The 19,321-nt window shown below is 71.4% G+C and carries 18 protein-coding genes; 7 read left to right on the plus strand and 11 right to left on the minus strand.

Going from position 1 to position 19,321, the window contains the following annotated elements; all coding sequences use genetic code 11:
* Nucleotides 1-42 precede the first annotated feature (42 nt).
* A complete protein-coding gene (locus tag ACTJJZ_RS14500; RefSeq protein ID WP_440721893.1) occupies nt 43-1,113 on the minus strand; it encodes a histidinol-phosphate transaminase in 1,071 nt (356 codons plus the stop codon).
* Between the two features lie 61 nt (nt 1,114-1,174).
* Between ACTJJZ_RS14500 and ACTJJZ_RS14505 the strand changes: the two genes are divergently transcribed.
* Nucleotides 1,175-1,582, plus strand: a complete 408-nt coding sequence (locus tag ACTJJZ_RS14505) for a phage holin family protein (RefSeq protein ID WP_440721894.1) — start codon at nt 1,175-1,177, stop codon at nt 1,580-1,582.
* A gap of 4 nt (nt 1,583-1,586) precedes the next feature.
* On the opposite strand, the gene ACTJJZ_RS14510 is transcribed toward ACTJJZ_RS14505, so the two are convergent.
* Entirely contained in the window at nt 1,587-2,990 is a 1,404-nt protein-coding gene (locus ACTJJZ_RS14510) for a hypothetical protein (protein WP_440721895.1), read from the minus strand.
* A 5-nt stretch (nt 2,991-2,995) separates the two neighbouring features.
* On the minus strand, nt 2,996-3,241 hold the full coding sequence (locus tag ACTJJZ_RS14515; RefSeq protein ID WP_440721896.1) for a hypothetical protein: 246 nt from the start codon (nt 3,239-3,241) through the stop codon (nt 2,996-2,998).
* 113 nt (nt 3,242-3,354) lie between these two features.
* On the opposite strand from ACTJJZ_RS14515, the gene ACTJJZ_RS14520 reads away from it, so the two are divergent.
* Nucleotides 3,355-3,873, plus strand: coding sequence for a low molecular weight protein-tyrosine-phosphatase (locus ACTJJZ_RS14520; RefSeq protein ID WP_440721897.1), 519 nt, complete (start codon nt 3,355-3,357; stop codon nt 3,871-3,873).
* A gap of 62 nt (nt 3,874-3,935) precedes the next feature.
* The gene (gene purB / locus ACTJJZ_RS14525; RefSeq protein WP_440721898.1) at nt 3,936-5,294 is read left to right on the plus strand and encodes an adenylosuccinate lyase; all 1,359 of its coding nucleotides are present in this window, start codon (nt 3,936-3,938) and stop codon (nt 5,292-5,294) included.
* A gap of 252 nt (nt 5,295-5,546) precedes the next feature.
* On the opposite strand, the gene ACTJJZ_RS14530 is transcribed toward purB, so the two are convergent.
* The 5 genes from ACTJJZ_RS14530 to manA form a co-directional block, all read right to left on the minus strand.
* Nucleotides 5,547-6,926, minus strand: a complete 1,380-nt coding sequence (locus ACTJJZ_RS14530) for an MFS transporter (protein WP_440721919.1) — start codon at nt 6,924-6,926, stop codon at nt 5,547-5,549.
* A 134-nt stretch (nt 6,927-7,060) separates the two neighbouring features.
* On the minus strand, nt 7,061-7,435 hold the full coding sequence (locus ACTJJZ_RS14535; protein WP_440721899.1) for a hypothetical protein: 375 nt from the start codon (nt 7,433-7,435) through the stop codon (nt 7,061-7,063).
* On the minus strand, nt 7,432-8,163 hold the full coding sequence (locus ACTJJZ_RS14540) for an acyl-CoA synthetase (protein ID WP_440721900.1): 732 nt from the start codon (nt 8,161-8,163) through the stop codon (nt 7,432-7,434). The genes ACTJJZ_RS14535 and ACTJJZ_RS14540 overlap by 4 nt, the downstream gene beginning before the upstream one ends.
* A gap of 32 nt (nt 8,164-8,195) precedes the next feature.
* Nucleotides 8,196-9,206, minus strand: a complete 1,011-nt coding sequence (locus tag ACTJJZ_RS14545; RefSeq protein WP_440721901.1) for a DMT family transporter — start codon at nt 9,204-9,206, stop codon at nt 8,196-8,198.
* A gap of 112 nt (nt 9,207-9,318) precedes the next feature.
* A complete protein-coding gene (gene manA, locus ACTJJZ_RS14550; protein WP_440721902.1) occupies nt 9,319-10,467 on the minus strand; it encodes a mannose-6-phosphate isomerase, class I in 1,149 nt (382 codons plus the stop codon).
* A 226-nt stretch (nt 10,468-10,693) separates the two neighbouring features.
* On the opposite strand from manA, the gene ACTJJZ_RS14555 reads away from it, so the two are divergent.
* The 4 genes from ACTJJZ_RS14555 (at nt 10,694) to ACTJJZ_RS14570 (ending at nt 14,049) form a co-directional block, all read left to right on the plus strand.
* Nucleotides 10,694-11,122 (plus strand): Hsp20/alpha crystallin family protein, encoded by a 429-nt coding sequence (locus tag ACTJJZ_RS14555; RefSeq protein ID WP_440721903.1) that lies wholly within the window; start codon nt 10,694-10,696, stop codon nt 11,120-11,122.
* A 17-nt stretch (nt 11,123-11,139) separates the two neighbouring features.
* On the plus strand, nt 11,140-11,433 hold the full coding sequence (locus ACTJJZ_RS14560; RefSeq protein WP_440721904.1) for a hypothetical protein: 294 nt from the start codon (nt 11,140-11,142) through the stop codon (nt 11,431-11,433).
* A 262-nt stretch (nt 11,434-11,695) separates the two neighbouring features.
* Complete coding sequence (locus ACTJJZ_RS14565) at nt 11,696-13,438, plus strand: AMP-binding protein (protein WP_440721905.1); 1,743 nt, start codon at nt 11,696-11,698, stop codon at nt 13,436-13,438.
* 155 nt (nt 13,439-13,593) lie between these two features.
* Complete coding sequence (locus ACTJJZ_RS14570; RefSeq protein ID WP_440721906.1) at nt 13,594-14,049, plus strand: hypothetical protein; 456 nt, start codon at nt 13,594-13,596, stop codon at nt 14,047-14,049.
* 249 nt (nt 14,050-14,298) lie between these two features.
* On the opposite strand, the gene ACTJJZ_RS14575 is transcribed toward ACTJJZ_RS14570, so the two are convergent.
* The 3 genes from ACTJJZ_RS14575 to ACTJJZ_RS14585 form a co-directional block, all read right to left on the minus strand.
* The gene (locus ACTJJZ_RS14575; protein WP_440721907.1) at nt 14,299-15,204 is read right to left on the minus strand and encodes a VOC family protein; all 906 of its coding nucleotides are present in this window, start codon (nt 15,202-15,204) and stop codon (nt 14,299-14,301) included.
* A 73-nt stretch (nt 15,205-15,277) separates the two neighbouring features.
* Nucleotides 15,278-16,753 (minus strand): MATE family efflux transporter, encoded by a 1,476-nt coding sequence (locus ACTJJZ_RS14580; protein ID WP_440721908.1) that lies wholly within the window; start codon nt 16,751-16,753, stop codon nt 15,278-15,280.
* A gap of 220 nt (nt 16,754-16,973) precedes the next feature.
* Nucleotides 16,974-19,271: a heavy metal translocating P-type ATPase gene (locus ACTJJZ_RS14585; RefSeq protein WP_440721909.1), complete on the minus strand. Its 2,298-nt coding sequence runs from the start codon at nt 19,269-19,271 to the stop codon at nt 16,974-16,976.
* Between the last annotated feature and the right edge of the window lie 50 nt (nt 19,272-19,321).

Raw genomic sequence — 19,321 nt, forward strand, 5'->3', positions numbered from 1 at the left:
TCGGTCCTATCACGCGATGGGAGGCGCCGACAACCGACCCGTTCAGCCGCGCTGCGCTGCGGCGACGTCGAGCACGCGCTGCAGAGACTCCTGCTCGCCGACCGAGATGCGGATCCCGTCCCCGGGGAACGCACGCACGATCAGGCCCGCATTCTCGAACGCCGAGGCCACGTCGACCGTCGCATCGCCCGTGGGCAGCCAGACGAAGTTGCCCTGCGCGTCCGGCACATCCCAGCCCCGGCCTCGGAGGCCGTCGACGAGCGCGGTGCGCCGCGCCACGATCTCGGCGACGCGGGCGCGGAGCTCGTCCTCGGCATCCAGGCTCGCGATCGCGGCGCGCTCGGCGGCGCCCGTCACGGACAACGGCACGGCGGTGCTGCGGGCGGCGTCGAGCACCCGCGGGTGGCCGATCGCGTAGCCCACGCGGAGGCCCGCGAGCCCGTAGGCCTTGGAGAAGGTGCGCAGCACGACGACGTTCGGGTGCGCCTCGAAGATCCGCTCCGCGAGCCCGTCGACCGCGTCGGAGGCGGTCACGAACTCGGCGTAGGCCTCGTCGAGCACGATCAGCACGTCCTGCGGCACGGCGGCCACGAAGGCGGCGAACTCGGCGCTCGTGACGATCGGGCCGGTCGGGTTGTTCGGGGTGCACACGATGATCACGCGCGTGCGGTCGGTGACCGCCGCCGCCATCGCGGCGAGGTCGTGCCGCGCACCCGTGGTGAGGGGTACCTGCACGCCGGTGGCTCCGGCCACCAGCGGCAGCCCGGGGTACGCCTCGAAGGAGCGCCACGCGTAGACCACCTCGTCGCCGACCGTCGCGGCCGCCTGCACGAGCTGGTAGAGGATCGCCACGCTGCCCGACGCGACGTGCACGGCGTCGGGCGAGACGCCGTAGCGCTCGCCGAGCCGCTCGCGCAGCGCCCGCGCGGTCGCGTCGGGGTATCGGTTCATCGGGGTCGCGTCGGCGAGCGCCGCCACCACCTGCGGCAGCGGATCGAACGGGTTCTCATTGCTGGACAGCTTGAACGCGTCGGCGCCGGCCTGCTTGCCCTGACGGTAAGGCGGCAGGGCGGCGATCTCGGGACGGATGCGGGGCAGGATCGGATCGCTCACGCGTCGAGTCTAGGACCGGATTCCCCGCCCATTCCCGGCCCGCGGTGCGAGAATCGGGATCATGAGGTTCCTGATCCGTGTCGTCGTGAACGCCTTCGCCATCTGGGTGGTGAGCCTGATCACGGTCCTCGAGGTCAGGGTCACCCCGTACCCGCCGGGCGGGCAGATCCCGCTCATCGTCACCCTGATCGCACTCGGCGCCCTGTTCGCGATCGTCAACACGATCATCGGGACCGTGGTGCGGATCGTGGCGATTCCGCTGTACATCATCACGCTGGGCCTGATCTCTCTCGTGATCAACGGCTTCCTGCTCTGGATCACCGCCTGGATCACGGGCTTCTGGGGCTGGGGCCTGCACGTCGGCGGCTTCGGCTGGACGATCCTGGCCGCCCTGATCATCGCGATCATCAACGCGATCTTCAACGCGATCCTGCGCCCGCAGCGCCGGCGCCGCGACCGCGACCGCTGACCGCTCACCCATCGGACAGCACCGTCGTCGCGGTGTAGTCGCGGGAGGTCCCGGTGGCCCCGTCGAGCACGGCGAAATGCGCGCGGATCGCGCCCATGCGAGGGTCGCCGGACTGCTCCGCCTGGCGCACGGTCTCCTGGTACGCGCTGAGCTGATGCGCCGGCATCCCGGGGTCGATCCCGTGCCCCGGCACGGCGGAGCGCGTGATGACGAGGCTGTCCGGCGAGCCGGTGCCGTCCGCGCTGCCACCGCCCGCGAGCCCGGCCACGACGTCGTCCGTGTGGCGCACCGCGACGTCGAGCACGTCGCCGGACAGCTCCGGTTCGATCGGGGACCCGACGGTGAACACGCCCTGCACGTCGAACTCGCCGGACTGCGCGATCAGATCCGTGACCATGCCGCCCTGCGAGTAGCCGACGAGGTCGACGGGCGTGGTCGCGTCCGCCCCCGCGTCCTTGAGCGCGGCGACGGTGGCCTTGTACGAGTCGGATTCGGCGTGGTCGATGTTCGAGCCCATGTCCCACGGCTCCGCGTCCCCGCCCGCCGGGCGCGTGCCGTCGACGTACGCCACGAAACGCTTCGATCCGTCGCTCAGCTCGTACGTCTCGACGCGCACCTGCGGCGTCCTGCCGTACGGGACCCGCGACACCGCTTCCGTGAGCGACGCGGGAGCGCTGCTGACCGGCGTCGGCCGAGCGCTGCGCGTCACGAGGACGTCGCCCGGCCGCAGTCCCGGTGCGGTGGTCGCGGTGCCGGACTCCCGCACGACCGCCGTCCCCGGCGTGGGCGCGAGCGGTGTCGCCGGGACCACGCCGCGCTTCGACGCCAGCAGCAGCATCAGGTCGCGGCCGTAGGCGGTGAGCCCCGTGGCCTCGATCCCGGCGGTCATCAGCATCCCGTACAGCGCCGGACTTGACGCCGTCAGCGCGGACAGTGCGAGATCGCCCGGCGTCGGCGGCGCGACGTCCGGCTCGGGGAGGAAGCCGTCGACCCGGCGGCTCTCCCACTCCCGCCGCAGCGCGGCCTCGACCGCCGGGAGCGTCACGTCGTTCCGCAGCAGCTCGTCGATACGGAGCTGACAGGCCTGCTCCAGCTGCCGATCCGAGCCGCGGAGCAGGTGCTGCTGCGCGCGCAGCTCGGCCAGCTCGTACACGTCGGCCAGGGTGCCGATCGTGCTCGCAAGCGCGGCGAGCCCCTCTCCCGCGGTGCGCAACTGCGCCGTCCCCGCCCACAGGCACGGCAGCGGGCCGACCGTCGTCGGCGCCACGATGTCCGGGATCGCGAGCAGCTCTTGCTCGGCCAGCTCCACCGCGACGGAGGCGTACAGGATCCGGTTGCCGATCACGCGCAGGTCGTCGGGATCGACGGCGATGATGCCGCCGTGCGTGATCTCGACGTCGTCGCCCACGGCGCTCATCCCTCCCGCAGGGCGGCTTCGATGGAACCCACCCGGTCCAGCGCGATGAGGAGCTCCTCCCGGCGCCGTTCGAGCTCCGCCCGCAGCAGATCGACGGCCTTCGCCCGCCACCCGCAGCCGTCGTCGATCGCCCGCAGGTCGACGATCGTGCGCTCGATGCGTTCGCGCGCGCTGTCGCAGCGGAGCAGCGCCTCGGCGCGCAGCCAGGATCCCTGTGCGGTGTCGGGTGCGATGGTGAGCATGTCACCACCCTGCCGACCCGCGTCCGAGGGCGGGGCCTGGCGCACGCAACCCGGGCGATCCCGCGGCTTCCGGCCGGATGTGGAGGGGGATCCGGACACGGCCGTGCGGCAGAATGGGACCCATGGCCGAGTCGGATCCGTTCCGCGTGATCTTCGTGTGCACGGGGAACATCTGCCGGTCTCCCATGGCCGAGGTGGTGTTCCGCGACATCGCGGACAAGCAGGGGCTCGGCGACCGGATCGTGTCGACGAGCGCGGGCACCGGCGACTGGCACGTCGGGGAGCAGGCCGACACCCGCACGATCGAGGCGCTGGCCCGCCGCGGCTACGACGGAACCCGGCACCGGGCCCGCCAGTTCACCTACGAGTCGTTCGCGGCGAGCGACCTGGTCGTGGCCTTGGACCGCTCGCACGAGCGGATCCTGCGGCAGTGGGCGCGCGACGAGTCGGAGGAGGGCAAGGTCACCCTGCTGCTCTCCTTCGAGCACAACCCCACCGTGCTCGACGTCCCCGACCCCTACTACGCCGACGCCCGGATGTTCGACGAGGTGCTCGGTATGATCGAGAGCGCGAGCCACGGCCTGTTCCGTCAGCTCGAACCCGCCATCCGGCCATCGGCACCCCGACTCTGACGCGTGCCCCCATCAGGAGGTCTCCCCTGACTGCTCAGCCCTCGGCCCGCTCCTCTCTCCCGGTGCAGCCGCTCAGCCCCCTCGACGGCCGCTACCGCGCCGCCGTCGCCCCGCTCGCCGACTACCTCTCCGAGGCGGGCCTGAACCGCGCCCGCGTCGAGGTCGAGGTGGAGTGGCTGATCGCCCTCACCGACCGCTCGCTGTTCGGCACGGCGCCGCTCGCCGAAGACGACAAGGAGCGCCTGCGCGGCCTGTACCGCGACTTCGGCCAGGCCGAGATCGACTGGCTCGCCGAGAAGGAGGCGGTGACCCGCCACGACGTGAAGGCCGTCGAGTATCTGGTCCGCGACCGCCTCTCCGCCCTCGGCCTCGACGCGATCGCCGAGCTGACGCACTTCGCCTGCACGAGCGAGGACATCAACTCCGCCTCCTACGCGCTCACCGTCAAGCGCGCCGTCGAGCGGGTGTGGCTGCCCGCCCTGCAGGACGTGATCGCCAAGCTCCGCGAGCTCGCGACCGAGCACGCCGACGCCGCGATGCTGTCCCGCACGCACGGCCAGCCCGCCACCCCGTCCACGATGGGCAAGGAGCTCGCGGTGTTCGCGTGGCGCCTCGAGCGGGTCGTGAAGCGGATCGAGGGATCCGAGTACCTCGCGAAGTTCTCCGGCGCGACCGGCACCTGGTCGGCGCACCTCGCCGCCGAGCCGTCCGTGGACTGGCCGGGACTGGCCCGCGAATACATCGAGGGCCTGGGGATCGACTTCAACATCCTCACCACGCAGATCGAGTCGCACGACTGGCAGGTCGAGCTGTACGACCACGTCCGGCACGCGGGCGGGATCCTGCACAACCTCGCGACCGACATCTGGACCTACATCTCGCTCGGCTACTTCACGCAGATCCCCGTCGCCGGTGCGACCGGATCCTCGACCATGCCGCACAAGATCAACCCGATCCGGTTCGAGAACGCCGAGGCGAACCTGGAGCTGTCCGGTGCGCTGCTGAACTCGCTGTCGCAGACGCTGGTCACCTCGCGCCTGCAGCGCGATCTCACCGACTCCACCACGCAGCGCAACATCGGCGTCGCGTTCGGGCACTCGCTGCTCGCGCTGGACAACCTGCGCCGCGGGCTGAACGAGATCCTGCTCGCGAGGGACGTGCTGCTCGCCGACCTCGACGTGAACTGGGAGGTGCTCGGCGAGGCCATCCAGACGGTGGTCCGCGCCGAGGTGGTCGCCGGCCGCTCCACCATCCAGGATCCGTACGCGCTGCTGAAGGAGCTCACCCGCGGTCATCGCGTGGGCGCGGCCGAGCTGGCCGAGTTCGTGCAGGGGCTGGAGATCGGCGACGAGGCCAAGCAGCGCCTGCTCGCGCTCACGCCGGCGACCTACGTGGGGCTGGCGGAGACGCTCGCGAAGTAGGCCCCGCACCCTCCGGGATGGAAAACGCTCCTGCGACAGTGTCCGCAGGAGCGTTTTCCATCTCCCGGCCGCGCATTGGATCGGTGGAGATGGAAATCGACGCCGCGGCGCCGCGGGAAGGAGCGTTTTCCATCTCCCGGTGGTCCGGGCCACGACGGCCCGCGCAGTTCGGGCCACGACGACCCGGGCCACGACGGGCCGGTCCGGGCCACGACAACCTGGGACCGCCCCGAGCGTCGGCCTCGGCCGGGCTCAGGCCTCGGCCGGCACCGGTTCCGGTGCCGCGGTGTGCGCGCCCGCGCGATCCTTCGGCATCGCGAAGACCGCGAAGAGGATGAGCGCCGCCGTGGCGGCCGCCGCGATGAACACCCAGGTCGACGCGTGCACGACCGTCGCCGGATCCTGCGCCCCGCCGCCCTGCGCGATGATCGCGTTCGAGATGGCACCGTACACGGCCACCCCGACCGCCGCGCCCGCCGACCGCGCGAACGTGTTCATGCCGGTCACCGCGCCGCGCTCGCCCCAGCCTACCGACGCCTGGGCGACGATCAGGGTGGGCGCCGCCGTCCAGCCCAGTCCGAAGCCGACGACGAACGCCACGCCGGCCAGCACGAACGCGTTCGGATATGGGCCCACCAGCGCGAGCCCGATCGCGCCGACGGTCGCGATCGACGCGCCGATCAGGGCCGTGAAGCGGAACCCGTGCCGCAGATACAGCCGCCCGGCGTTGGCGGCGGAGAGCGGCCAGCCCAGCGTGAGCGCGGCCACCGCGAGACCGGACAGCAGCGGGAGCACGCCGATCGAGCCCTCCAGATAGGCGGGCGCGAAGCTCGTGATCCCGGTCAGCAGTGCTCCGATCGCGAACGACGCGAGCGTGGTGGTCAGGATGAGCCGGCGGGAGATGAGCCGCGGATCCACGATGGGCTCGGCGGCCCTGAGCTCCACGAGCACGAACGCGAGCAGCGCGAGGGCCCCCACGACGAAGCAGATCACGCTCGGCACCGAAAGCCAGGCCCAGGCGTTGCCGCCTTCGAGCACGCCCAGGATCAGTCCGGTCAGCGCGACTGTGAGCAGCACTGCGCCGGGGTAGTCGATCCGGTGCCTGCGCCGCGCGGCGTCCTCGTGGAAGTGCCGCATGAGCATCCACGCGGCGACGATGCAGAGCGGGATGTTGATGAAGAAGATCAGCCGCCACGCGTCGAACTGCGCGAACACCCCGCCCAGCGCGGGGCCGACGACCGAGGACACGGCCCACACGCTCGCGATGTAGCCCTGCACCACGGCGCGCTCGGCGACCGAGTAGACGTCGCCCACGATCGTCATGCCCATGGGCGCGACCGCGCCGGCGCCGAGACCCTGCACCAGCCGGAACAGGATCAGCGACGTCATGCTCCACGCGAGACCGCACAGGATCGAACCGAGCAGGAACAGCGCGATCCCGAACAGCAGGATCGGCTTGCGTCCCACCGTGTCGGCGAGCTTCGAGTAGATCGGCACGCTCACCGCCTGCGCGAGCAGGTAGATCGAGAACAGCCACGGGAACTGCTGATAGCTGCCGAGGTCGCGGACGACGCTCGGAACCGCGGTCGCGAGGATCGTGGCGTCCATCGCGATCAGGCCGGTGGTCAGCATGATCGAGAGCAGCACCGGTCCACGCTCGGACCGGAAACCCACGGCGCGTCGATCGATCGTGTTGCTCACCCTGGGGTCAAGGCCCCGGCGGCTCGGGCTATTCCCGGAGGACGCGCGTGTCGCCCGCTCCGGGCTCAGGACGCGGCGCGCCCGGGGCCCTCGTCGGCGGCGCCGGGAGTGCCTTCCTGGCCCGTCGCCCCGGTGCCGTCCGGCTCGTCGTACAGCACGGGCCGGTCGTGCGGCTTCGCGAAGTCGGCCGGGTCGACGGCGAGGATCAGGATCGACAGGATCAGCAGGGCGGCGATGAAGATGCCGCCGGTGACGATGAACGCGAGGTTCCACGGCGGAATCGCCCGGTAGGTGCCGTTCGCGACGCTCTGCATGACGTCCTGCGTGAAGGCTCCGGTCGCGATGAGCGTGACCACGCCGGCGAACACGCCGCAGAGCAGGGACAGCCCGACGAGCTGCATGGGACGCATCAGGTCGCGGCGCCGGGTCTTCTCGGTCATGCGGATCCTTCGTTCTCGGCCGGGGTCGTCGTGACGGCTCCGGCGGTGGTGGTCCCCGAACCGGCCGAGGGCCTCGCCGCGGATCCGGAGGCCGGGTCGCCGAGGTCTGCCGCGGCGCCGGAGGGGCGCGGGGACAGCCCGGCGATCCCCAGGAACACCGCGACGATCGCGGCATAGGCGCCGAAGATCCCCACGGCGAGGGTGATGCCGGTCAGGGTGAACGATCCGGCCTGGGCGATCGTGTAGTTGAGGGCGTAGGTGGTCGGCACGCACAGCAGCGCGACCGCGAGCAGCAGGCCGAGCGATCCGATCAGGATCGCGTCCCGTGCCCCTTCGGGCGCCGCTGGCCCATCCGCGTCGGAGGTGCGGATCGCTCGCCGGGCGCGGAGCCCGGCGACGAGCTCGATCACGCCCGTGAGCACTCCCCAGGCGATGACCGCGACGAAGAACAGCGGCGTCGTGCGCCACGCGGGCACCCCCGCCGCCATGCCGGTGAGACCGGCGGCGACCGCCAGCAGCACGTACGGCCACCGTTGCCCCGAGGGCGCGGAGAGCCAGGCGGCGAGCGCGAAGATCAGGCCGCTGACCAGGGCGAAGCCGCTGAACACCGCGAGCCCGACCGCGGCGGAATGGTCGGCCGAGAAGGTGATCATCAGTGCCGCGACCGCCGCGAAGACGGCGCGCGCGAGCTGCACATGGCGCAGCGGGAACGTGCGGGTGGCGGGCATGACGGATCCTCGGTCGGGCGGACCTTTCCAGTCTACGCGGGGGATCCTAGGCGCCCGCTCGGCGGCCGCGGCTCCCCCGGCTCCTCCGCCGCCGTTTCCGTCGGCGCCTCCGCCGGCATCTCCGCCGGCATCTCCGCCGGCTGCGGATCCTCCGCGGTGCCGCCGTCGCGGCGGCGCGGCTGCAGCTCGCTGAGCAGAGTGCCCGCGACGATGAGCGCCGCGCCGAGGATCGCGAGCGGCGGGATGCGCTCCCCCGCGATCCGGCCGACGACGCCCGCCCACACCGGCTCACCGGTGTAGATGATCGTGGCGCGCGTGGCGGACACCGAGCGCTGCGCCCAGTTCATCGTGAGCTGGATCAGCCCGCTGGCCAGGCCCATCGCGATGCCCGTGATCAGCCAGACCGGGTCGAACGCCGGGATGGGCTCGCCGACGACGGGCATCGTCGCGAAGCCGAGCAGCGACGCGGCGAGCAGCTGGACGACCGTGAGCCGTCCGACGTCGAAGCGCCCGCCGAACAGGCTGATCAGGATGATCTCGCCCGCGATCGGCAGCGTGCTCACGAGCGTGAAGAGCTCGCCTTCGCCGAGATGCACGCCGCGAGCGCCGATGCCCGAGACGAGCAGCAGGCCGACGAACGCCAGGGCGGCGCCGGTCAGCGTGAGCGCCCGCGGCGCCTTGCGCAGCACGAGCCACTGCAGCAGCGGCACGAGGGGCACGTAGAACGCGGTCATGAACGCGCTGGTGCTGGAGTCGATCGTCTGCAGGCCCGCCGTCTGCAGCCCGTAGCCGCCGTAGATCGCGGCGCCGATGGCCGCGCCGGCGCCGATCTCGCGCCAGCCGATCCCCCGCAGCGAACGCCAGAAGATCGCCGCCGCGAACAGTCCGGCCGCGAGGAACCGCAGCCCGACGAAGAACCACGGCCCGGAGTGCTGCATCGCGGTGTGCACGACGAGGAACGTGCAGCCCCAGACGCCGGTGATCGCGACGAGGGCCCACTCCTGCCGGGTCAGCCCGATCACACGGCGAGAAGGCGGATTCACGGTAATACGTTACGGGGCGCGCGGGTGGTTCTCCGCACGGGCCGCGGCGGAGTGCGGATCCGGCCCGTCGACTGCGCAGCGCCAGCTCTGCATCCGGCCAGCGCCGCTGACGTCAGGCGGTGGCGATCCAGAGGCGGCCGGATCCGGTGATCTGCACGGTCGCGGCGCGCGACACGAACACCGCGGCGCCGCGCGGGACGGGAGCGGAGGATCCCTCGGCGACGAGCGTGAAGGATCCGTCGGTCGCGATCGCGATGGACGCTCCGGCGAGCGCGACCTCGGCGTCGCCGGTGACGGCCAGCAGCTCGAACGGGACGCCGGCGCCCGACGCGTGGATGCGCGGACGGTAGCTGCGCACGGCGTCGCCGAGCTCGACCGGCACGAGATGGTCGTCCTCGCTCGCCGTGAAGGTGAGCACCCGCTCGAGCTCGGCGACGTCGACGTGCTTCGGGGTGAGGCCGCCGCGCAGCACGTTGTCGCTCGGGCCCATGAGCTCGACGCCCGCACCGCGCAGATAGGCGTGGATGTTGCCCGCCGGCAGCCACAGCGACTCGCCGGCCGCGAGCGTCACGTGGCGCAGCATCAGCGCCACCGCGATGCCGGGGTCGCCCGGGTACGCGGCGGCGAGCCGGGTGATGAGCTCGAAGCGGTCGTCGCCCTCGGCGGCGGCGACGAGGGTCTGCACGGTCGCTGCGACCTGCGGCCCGCCCGCGAGCAGCCACGAGAAGCCCTCGCGCAGCCCGTCCTGGCCGGAGAGCACGGCGCGCCACGGCGCCAGAGCGCCGGATCCGGCGCGTTCGGCGAGCACGTCGACGTCGGCGATCGTCTCGGCGACCGGGCGGAACCCGCACAGCGCCTCGAAGCCGTCCTCGAGCGCGACGATCAGCTCGGGCTTGGCGTACGGGTCCTTGTAGTTGCGGTGCGCGGCGTCGAGCGGGACGCCGCGCGCATTCTCGTCCGCGAAGCCCGCTGCGGCCTGCGCCGGAGTGGGGTGCGCCTGCAGCGACAGCGGCGAGCCGGCGACGAGGATCTTGAGCAGGAACGGCAGGCGTTCGCCGCTCTCGCGCTCCCAGTCCACGAGGGTCCCCCACGGCTCGCCCGCGACCGCACGGGTCGGGGACCCGGGATGGGCACCGAGCCACAGCTCCGCCTCCGGACCGCCGGATCCCTCCGTGCCGAGCACGCCGGCGACGCCGTCGACGCGTCCCCAGGCGTAGTCCCGCGGATCGTTGCCGATCTCGACGAACAGGGGCTGGGACATGCTTCTCCGATCAGTGGGACGACAGGGGAACGCTCGCCAGCGTAGGCCATCCGCCGACCCAGCCGGGCCTCCGCGTCTCCGGTGAGGCCGCCGCTCCCGATCGGCAACTTTTCTCTTGCATCGACCTAGCGTCGGTGTTATAACAAATCTACAGCGCAGGGCATAGATCCTGAGTGGGATCCATGCCCCGGAAGCATCTTCAACTGAGGTCATGGAGGTGGTCACGATGCTGATGCGCACTGATCCGTTCCGTGAGCTGGATCGACTCACCCAGCAGATCTTCGGAGCGGACGGAACCCTGGCACGACCGTCGGTGATGCCGATGGACGCCTGGCGGGACGGCGACGTCTTCCACGTCGAGTTCGACCTGCCCGGCGTGGACCGCGACTCGATCGACCTGGACGTCGAACGGAACGTCGTGACGGTCAAGGCCGAGAGATCGATCCGGGCGAGCGACGCCGGCATGGTCGCCGCAGAGCGGCCGCGCGGCGTCTTCAGCCGGCAGCTCGTGCTGGGCGACAACCTCGACACCGGGAAGATCAGCGCGAACTACGACGACGGCGTGCTCTCCCTGCAGATCCCCGTCGCCGAGGCCGCGAAGCCGCGCAAGGTCGCGATCTCGAGCAAGGCGGAGAGCCTCGCCATCGACGCCTGAGCCGATCGGGAGCAGTCATGACGATCTCATCCGCCTCCGGCAGCAGGACGGATCCGCGCCTCGACGAGCGGTTCATCGACCTCATCTGCGCCGACGACGCGCTGATGCGGGCCGAGTTCGACGCGATCGTCGCCGAGGAGTGGTCCATCCTGCCGCCGTGCCGTCGCGCCTCGTCCGGCACCGACCAGGTCCGCCGCCGCGCCCGCGGCGGTCAGCGGCCCTCGTCGAACCGCGCCCCTGCGGACGCCGGCCGGCGCGTCCCGGCCGGAACGCGCCTGGTGTTCGCCCGCTCACCCCCGGAGGGTCCGTGAACCGTCGGCGACACCTGCTCGCACGGCGACGGTGACAGCCGCCCCGCCCGCCCGTTCGCATTCTCGAGGTGTGCGCGCTCGCGCATCACCCACGCGCAGCCCGCGCGTCTGGAAGGCGGGCCGGGCGGCTGCCCTCCTCGCCGCACCGGCGATCGGCGGCTCGCGGAACCGGTCGAACCGGACCAAGATGAAGGGGACCCATCGCCCTGGGGGCCCGCCACGGCCGCAGGGATCACGCCGTCAGGGACCCAGGAGATCGACGATGACCCAGCCCCGCCCCGCCACCGCCGCGACCACGGCGATCCGCGCCGCCCGCGACCTGATGCACGCGCACGCTGTCGACTACGCGGGCGCCCGCAGCACGTTCCGCTGGCCCGAGCTGCGCGAGTTCAACTTCGCGCTGGAGTGGTTCGACGTGGTCGCGGCGGAGAACCCGGATCGGCCGGCGGTGCAGATCGTGTCGGCCGACCTCAGCAGCCGCAGCTGGACGTACGGCGAGTTGTCGCGGCGCTCCGATCAGGTCGCGAACTGGCTGCGCGGCCTCGGGATCCGCCGCGGCGACCACGTGATCGTGATGCTCGGCAACACGATCGACCTGTGGGAGACCATGCTCGCCCTGACGAAGCTCGGCGCGGTCGCGATCCCCACCTCCACCCTGCTCTCGCCGTCCGACATCGCCTACCGCGCGGAGAAGGGTGAGGCGCACGCGGTCGTCACCCTGGCGTCGCTCGCGGATCGCGTCGCCGAGTTGCCGGATCGGATCCTGCGGGTCGCCGTCGTCGACACCGGCGATGCCGCCCCGGCCGGCTGGCACGACTTCTCCGACTCCGTCGCGGGCTCCGACGAATTCGAACCCGACGGCCCCACCCCCGCGACCGACACGAGCCTGCTGTATTTCACCTCGGGCACGACCAGCCGGCCGAAGCTCGTGCAGCACACGCACGTCTCCTACCCGGTCGGGCACCTCTCCACGATGTGGTGGCTCGGCGTGCGCGAGGGCGACGTGCACCTCAACATCTCCTCCCCCGGGTGGGCCAAGCACGCCTGGTCGAGCTTCTACTCCCCGTTCCTCGCTGAGGCGACCGTGTTCGTCTACAACTACGAGCGGTTCGACGCGAACACCCTGATGGACGTCATGGAGCAGCATCACGTCTCCACGTTCTGCGCTCCGCCGACCGTGTGGCGCATGCTGATCCAGGCGGATCTCGGCCGCCTGCCGCATCCGCCGCGCGAGCTCGTCGGCGCCGGCGAGCCGCTGAACCCCGAGGTCATCGGACGGGTGCGCGACGCGTGGGGCGGCACGATCCGCGACGGCTTCGGGCAGACCGAGATGACCTGCTGCGTCGGGAACTCCCCTGGGCAGGTCGTGAAGGACGGATCCATGGGCCGTCCGCTGCCCGGCTATCCGGTCGTGCTCGTGGATCCGGTCAGCGGCGAGCGCCTCGACGGCGATGCCGACGGCGTCGCGGAGGGCGAGATCTGCCTCGACCTGGCCGGCCGGCCGCTCGGGCTGATGGCGGGCTACTACGGGGATCCGGAGGCGACCGCGCGGTCGCGCGTGGGCGGATTCCACCACACCGGCGACATCGCCACGCGCGACTCCGAGGGCTATCTGACCTATGTGGGCCGCGCGGACGACGTCTTCAAGGCCTCGGACTACAAGATCTCGCCGTTCGAGCTCGAGTCGGTGCTGCTCGAGCATCCGGACGTGGTCGAGGCGGCGGTCGTGCCGAGCCCCGATGCGACCCGGCTCGCGGTGCCGAAGGCCTACGTGTGCTTGACCGCCGCCGCGCACGAGGACCTCGAAGCGACCGCGGGATCGATCTTCGCCCACGCGCGCGGCAAGCTCTCGGCGCACCAGTGGGTGCGCATCATCGAGTTCGTCCCCGAGCTGCCGAAGACGATCTCGGGCAAGATCCGTCGCGTCGACCTGCGTGCCCGCGAGGCGGAGCGGATCGCGTCGGGCGACGAGGCGCGTCAGCACCACGACCGCGACCACCGCTGAGCCCTTCCGCCATTCGGGCCGGACGGCGGGAAGACCCGGACCCAGCGACCGGCGGTTCGCACGCCCGAGATACAGCGGATCCGCGATCGCAAGATGCACGAGCAAGAGCACCCGGGCGCATCTTGTCGTTCACGGTGGTCGTGGATACTCGAATCATGGCGATTCGGCGGGTTGCTCGACAGGCTTCGATTCTGGGCCCCGTACTGCTTGCCGCCAGCGCTCTCGTGGGATGCTCAGCGGGAGCCGCGTGCCCGTCGTGGGCCTCGTATGCGACACCCGCCGACGCTGCGGATCAGGCTGATGCGGTGATCGCGGGGCAGGTGACGGGCAAGAACGGCAGCGTTCCTCTGTTCGGCACGTCCGCGAACGTGTGGACAGTTCGGGTTGATGCGTGGCTCAAAGGCAGCGGCACCACGGAAGTGAACATCGTCTCGCCCCCGGAGTCGTGCACCTCGCCGTATAGCGAGTCGAGCATCGATCCCTTCAAGAAAGCGCGCGGATACAAGAGTGCCGTGTTCTTCCTCACCAAGGTGAACAACGTATGGCAGGCACTGAGTCCGATCCAGGGTGTCGTTGAGAGCTCAGACGGGGAGATTCCCGAGTCTTGGTGACGACGGTCGGCCGACTCCATGGCTGGGCTCGGCTCGAGTTCGAGTGCCGCAAGGAAGCAGATCAGTGTCTCAAGTGCGGAATCGGGTTGACCTCGATGGGAGCGTCCTCATCGGATCGCTCGTTGGCACCGCATTCGCCCTGGTCCGCGCGCGGCGGACTCGGAAGACTCTCACGTGGGTGCCCGCGACGATGCGGTGACCAAGCGGGGAGGGTGGGATCCGGCGCCCCAGCGACCCGCGGCGCCCGACTCAGAAGTCCGCGATCACCAGCTTCTTCATCTGCATCATGTGCTCGAAGGCCTGCGGCCGCTGCATCAGCTCGGCCATGTTCGACGGCACGATCTGCCAACTCACGCCGAAGCGGTCGGTCAGCCAGCCGCACTGCTCGGCCGCGGGCACCGCGCTGAGGGCGTCCCAGAGCCGGTCGATGTCCTCCTGTCCCTCGCAGTCGACCTGCAACGACAGCCCGGGTGTGAACGAGAAATCCTGGTCGACGGGCGAATCGATGGCGGCGAACGGCTGGCCGGCGAGACGGAAGTCGGCATAGGTGACCGGCTCGTCGACGTCCGGGATCACCGTGACCTCGTGCTCGGCGACCCGGTCGACGGCCGATTCCGGCAGGAGCGCGGTGTAGAGCGCGAGCGCCTCGCGCGCCTTGTTCCGCATCTCGCCGCCGAACGTCAGCATCGGCACGATGTGCGCCGCCGGCGGTGCCTCCGGATCCATCAGCTTCAGCTGCCAGCTGACCCCGAACTTGTCCTCGACCCAGCCGTACAGGCCGCTGTAGGGGTACTCGCCGATGTCCATCAGGATCATGCCCTCCTCACCGAGGCGGGTCCAGGTGCGGTTGATCCAATCGCGGGCGGTGCGCTCGTCGCCGTCGAACCGGCGCGGATCCACGTTCACGAGGAACGAGATCGACGGGTTCGGCGCGAAGTCCGATCCGGCGTTGATGAGGGTGATCCGGAAGCCCGCGATGTCCACGTCGACGCTCACCGCCTGGCCGGCGAACTCGTGCGGGAAATCCGCCAGGCCGGCGTCCGGGTATCGCCCGGTCACCCGCGAGGTGGTGTCGTCGAACACGGAGGCGTAGAACGCCCCGACCTCCTCCGCGTTCCGATCGCACCAGATGTTCGGGGTGATGCGCTGCGACATGACGGTGCTCCCTGGCGTGGCGGTGGCTCCCCCGGCCTCCAGCGTGCTGGATGGCGGGACCGAGGCGCAAGGGTCAGCGCCGGATCCGGATCCGCGGCAGGTTCCTCGCCTTGAGGACCGGCACCGGCGCGGTGATGACGCCGTCGACGACCATCGAGCCGTCGGTGGGACCGATCACCGGGATCGCGGTGGTCGGGGTGACCTCGGCAGGATCGACCGGCATCAGCGCCAGCTCGCGGTGCGCGGCGCGGTACGCCGGGACGAGCAGGACGACCGCGCCGAGCCAGGCCAGCGGGTTGCTGAGCACCACGCCCGGGTAGCCGATGAGGGCGCCGAGCACGACCGCGGCGGAGACGCGCATGACAAGCTCGATCACGCCGGTCACCGTCGGGATCAGCGTGCGCCCGAGGCCCTGCAGCACCCCGCGCAGCACGAACAGCACGGCCAGCGCGGTGTAGCTCACGCCGTTGATCAGCAGCATGAGTGCAGCGAGGCGGACGACCTCGTCGGACCCGGATCCGATGAAGATCCGGACCATGAAGGATCCGAACAGCACGAGCAGCGTGCCGAGAACGACCGCGGTGATGACGGCCATCCAGATCGCCTCGGCGACCCCGCGGCGGATCCGGTCGGGCCGGCGGCCGCCCAGGTTCTGCGCGGTGTACATCGAGGACGCGAGCCCGATCGAGGCGAGGAAGGCCACGGCGAGGCTGTCCACTCGCGAGGCGGTCGTGTAGGCGGCGACGGCCTCGGCGCCGAGCGTGTTGAGGGCGACCTGGACGGTGAGCGTGCCGATCGCGATGATCGACGCCTGGAAGCCCATCGGCAGGCCGAGGCGCAGGTGACCGGCGAGATCGGCGCGGGTGACCCGCCAGTCCGCGCGGTGCACGTGCAGCACCGGCACTCGGCGCCACACGTAGATGAGGCACAGCGCCACCGATACGCCCTGCGCGACCACGGTCGCGAGCGCGGCTCCGGCGACGCCCCAGTCGAAGACGCCCACCATGAGGATCACCAGCACGATGTTCAGCGCGCACGAGACGGTGAGGAAGACCAGCGGCGTGCGCGAGTCCCCGATCGCACGGATCACGGCGGACAGGTAGTTGAAGAACATCACCGTGCTGCCCCCGATGAAGGTGACCTGGGTGAAGATCGTCGCCTCCGGCATCAGGATCTTCGGGGTCTGCAGCAGCGCGAGCAGCGGCTCGGTCACGAGCGGCGCACCGACCGAGATGACGATGCTGGTCGCCGCGGTGAGCAGCGTGCCGGTCGCGACCGAGCGCCGCACGGCTGCGTGATCGCCCGCGCCGAACGCCTGCGCGGTGGGGATCGCGAATCCGCTGCTCAGGCCCCAGGCGAAGCCGATCAGCAGGAAGATCAGGCTGCCGGTCGCGCCGACGGCGGCGAGCGAGTCGACGCCGAGATGGCGCCCGACGACGATCGCGTCGGCGAACTGGTACAGCTGCTGCACGACGTTGCCGATCAGCAGGGGGACGGCGAACGCGAGGATGACGCGCCAGGGGCGGCCGGTGGTGAGGGACGTGGCCATGGGGGACTCTTCGAGCGGGGGCGGGGGACGAAAGCAAAGCTCGCCGTGATCGGTCACGGCGAGCCGTCTCCTATGGTATCGAATCGATTCGGTGAAAGGAACGGGAATCCTGAGCGAATGGCGTTCTCGCGACCGGATCCTGAGCCGTCCTCCACCCGTCGCCCACGCGACGAGCCGGCGGCCGGCACGGCTCGCCGGCTCGTCGTTGCGGTCGGTGGAGTCAGCGGAACCGGCGCAGCCGCAGGCTGTTGCCGACGACGAACACGCTGGAGAAGGCCATGGCGGCACCGGCGAGCATCGGGTTCAGCAGGCCCAGAGCGGCGATCGGGATCGCCGCGACGTTGTAGGCGAACGCCCAGAACAGGTTGCCCTTGATGGTGCCGAGCGTGCGACGGGAGAGCCGGATCGCGTCGGCGGCTGTGCGCAGATCGCCGCGCACGAGCGTGATGTCGCTCGCCTCGATCGCGACATCGGTCCCCGTGCCCATCGCCATGCCCAGGTCCGCGGCGGCGAGCGCCGGCGCATCGTTCACGCCGTCGCCGACCATCGCGACGACGCGGCCCTCGGCCTGCAGCCGCCTGACGACGTCGACCTTGCCCTCGGGCAGCACCTCGGCCGAGACCCGGTCGATCCCGACCTCGGCGGCGATCCGGCGGGCGACCGCCTCGTTGTCGCCGGTGAGCAGGATCGGGGTGAGGCCGAGCCGCTTGAGCTCGGCGATGGCCTCGGCGCTCGTGGGCTTGACCGTGTCGGCGACCACCAGGATCCCGCGCGCGGATCCGTCCCAGCCGACGGCGACCACGGTCTTGCCGCCGGCCTCGGCGTCGGCCTTGGCTGCGGCCACCCGGGGGCTCAGGTGCTGCGCCCAGTCGGCGAGCAGCGCCGCGCGCCCGACGATCACGGCGCGCCCCTCGACGACGCCCTGCACGCCGCGGCCCTCGAGGTTCTGGAAGGACTCGACCGACGGCCCGACAGGCGCCTGATCCGAGGACCGGCCGTCTGCTGCGCCCGTGCCGGCGCCGGCCGCCGCCGTCTGGGCCGCACGGGCGATGGCCTGCGCGATCGGGTGCTCCGAGGCGTGCTCGACGGCCCCCGCGAGGCGCAGCAGCTCTGCCGGATCCGTGCCGTCCTCCGCGATCACGTCGACGAGCGTCATCCGCCCGCTGGTGACCGTGCCGGTCTTGTCGAGCACGATCGTGTCGACGCGGCGGGTGGACTCCAGTACCTCCGGTCCCTTGATCAGGATCCCGAGCTGCGCGCCGCGCCCGGTGCCGACCAGCAGCGCCGTCGGAGTCGCCAGGCCCAGGGCACACGGGCACGCGATCACGAGCACCGCGACCGCGGCGGTGAAGGCCGCCGTGGCGGGAGCGCCGACGAGCAGCCAGGCGGCCAGCGTGACGACCGCGACGGCGATCACGATCGGCACGAACACCCCGGAGATGCGGTCCGCGAGGCGCTGCACCTCGGCCTTTCCGGTCTGCGCGTCCTCGACGAGGCGCGCCATCTGCGCGAGCTGCGTGTCGGATCCGACGCGCGTCGCGCGGACCACCAGGCGCCCGCCCGCGTTGACGGTCGCCCCGGCGACGGCGTCGCCGTGGCCGACCTCGACCGGCACCGATTCGCCGGTGAGCATCGAGGCGTCGACCGCGCTGGATCCGGAGACCACGACGCCGTCGGTGGCGATCTTCTCCCCCGGCCGCACCACGAACTCGTCGCCGGTCGCGAGCTGCCCGATCGGGATCCGCACCTCGGATCCGTCCCGCAGCACCGCGACGTCCTTCGCACCGAGTTCGAGCAGCGCGCGCAGCGCCGCCCCTGCCTGACGCTTGGAGCGCTTCTCGAAGAACCGCCCGGCGAGGATGAACACGGTCACGCCGGCGCCGACCTCGAGGTAGATGTTCGCGGCGCCGTCCGAGCGGGCCAGCGCGAACGAGAACTCGTGCCGCATGCCGGGCATGCCCGCGGTGCCGAGGAACAGCGCATACAGCGACCACCCGAACGCGGCCAGCGTGCCCAGCGAGATGAGCGTGTCCATGGTCGCGGCGCCATGGCGCAGGTTCAGCCACGCGGCGCGGTGGAACGGCCACGCGCCCCACACGATCACCGGCGCCGCGAGCGCGAGCGACGCCCACTGCCAGTACGTGAACTGCAGGGCGGGGATCATCGCCATCGCGACGACCGGGACGGTGAGGATCGTGCTGACGATCAGGCGGGTGCGCAGCGACCGCAGCTCGGGGTCTTCCGTCGCCGGGTCTCCGGGAGCGTCCCCCGGACCGGCGCCGTCGCGACCGTCCGCGATCGGCGGCGTCGGCAGCGCGGCCGAATAGCCGATGTCCTCGACCCGGGCGATGAGCACCGCCGGGTCGAAGCCCTCCGGCAGGGCGACCTTCGCCTTCTCCGTCGCGTAGTTCACCGTCGCGGTGACCCCGTCGAGCCGGTTCAGGGTCTTCTCGATGCGGTTCGCGCAGGAGGCGCAGGTCATCCCGCCGATCTCGAGTTCCACGCTGTTCGCGTCCATGAGCGCCTCTCCTTCCAAGGTCATGCCGGGCTGTGGCGGTGGCCGAGCGG

This window comes from Microbacterium sp. 22242 (genome assembly GCF_052045495.1).
In the GTDB taxonomy this organism is placed as follows: domain Bacteria; phylum Actinomycetota; class Actinomycetes; order Actinomycetales; family Microbacteriaceae; genus Microbacterium.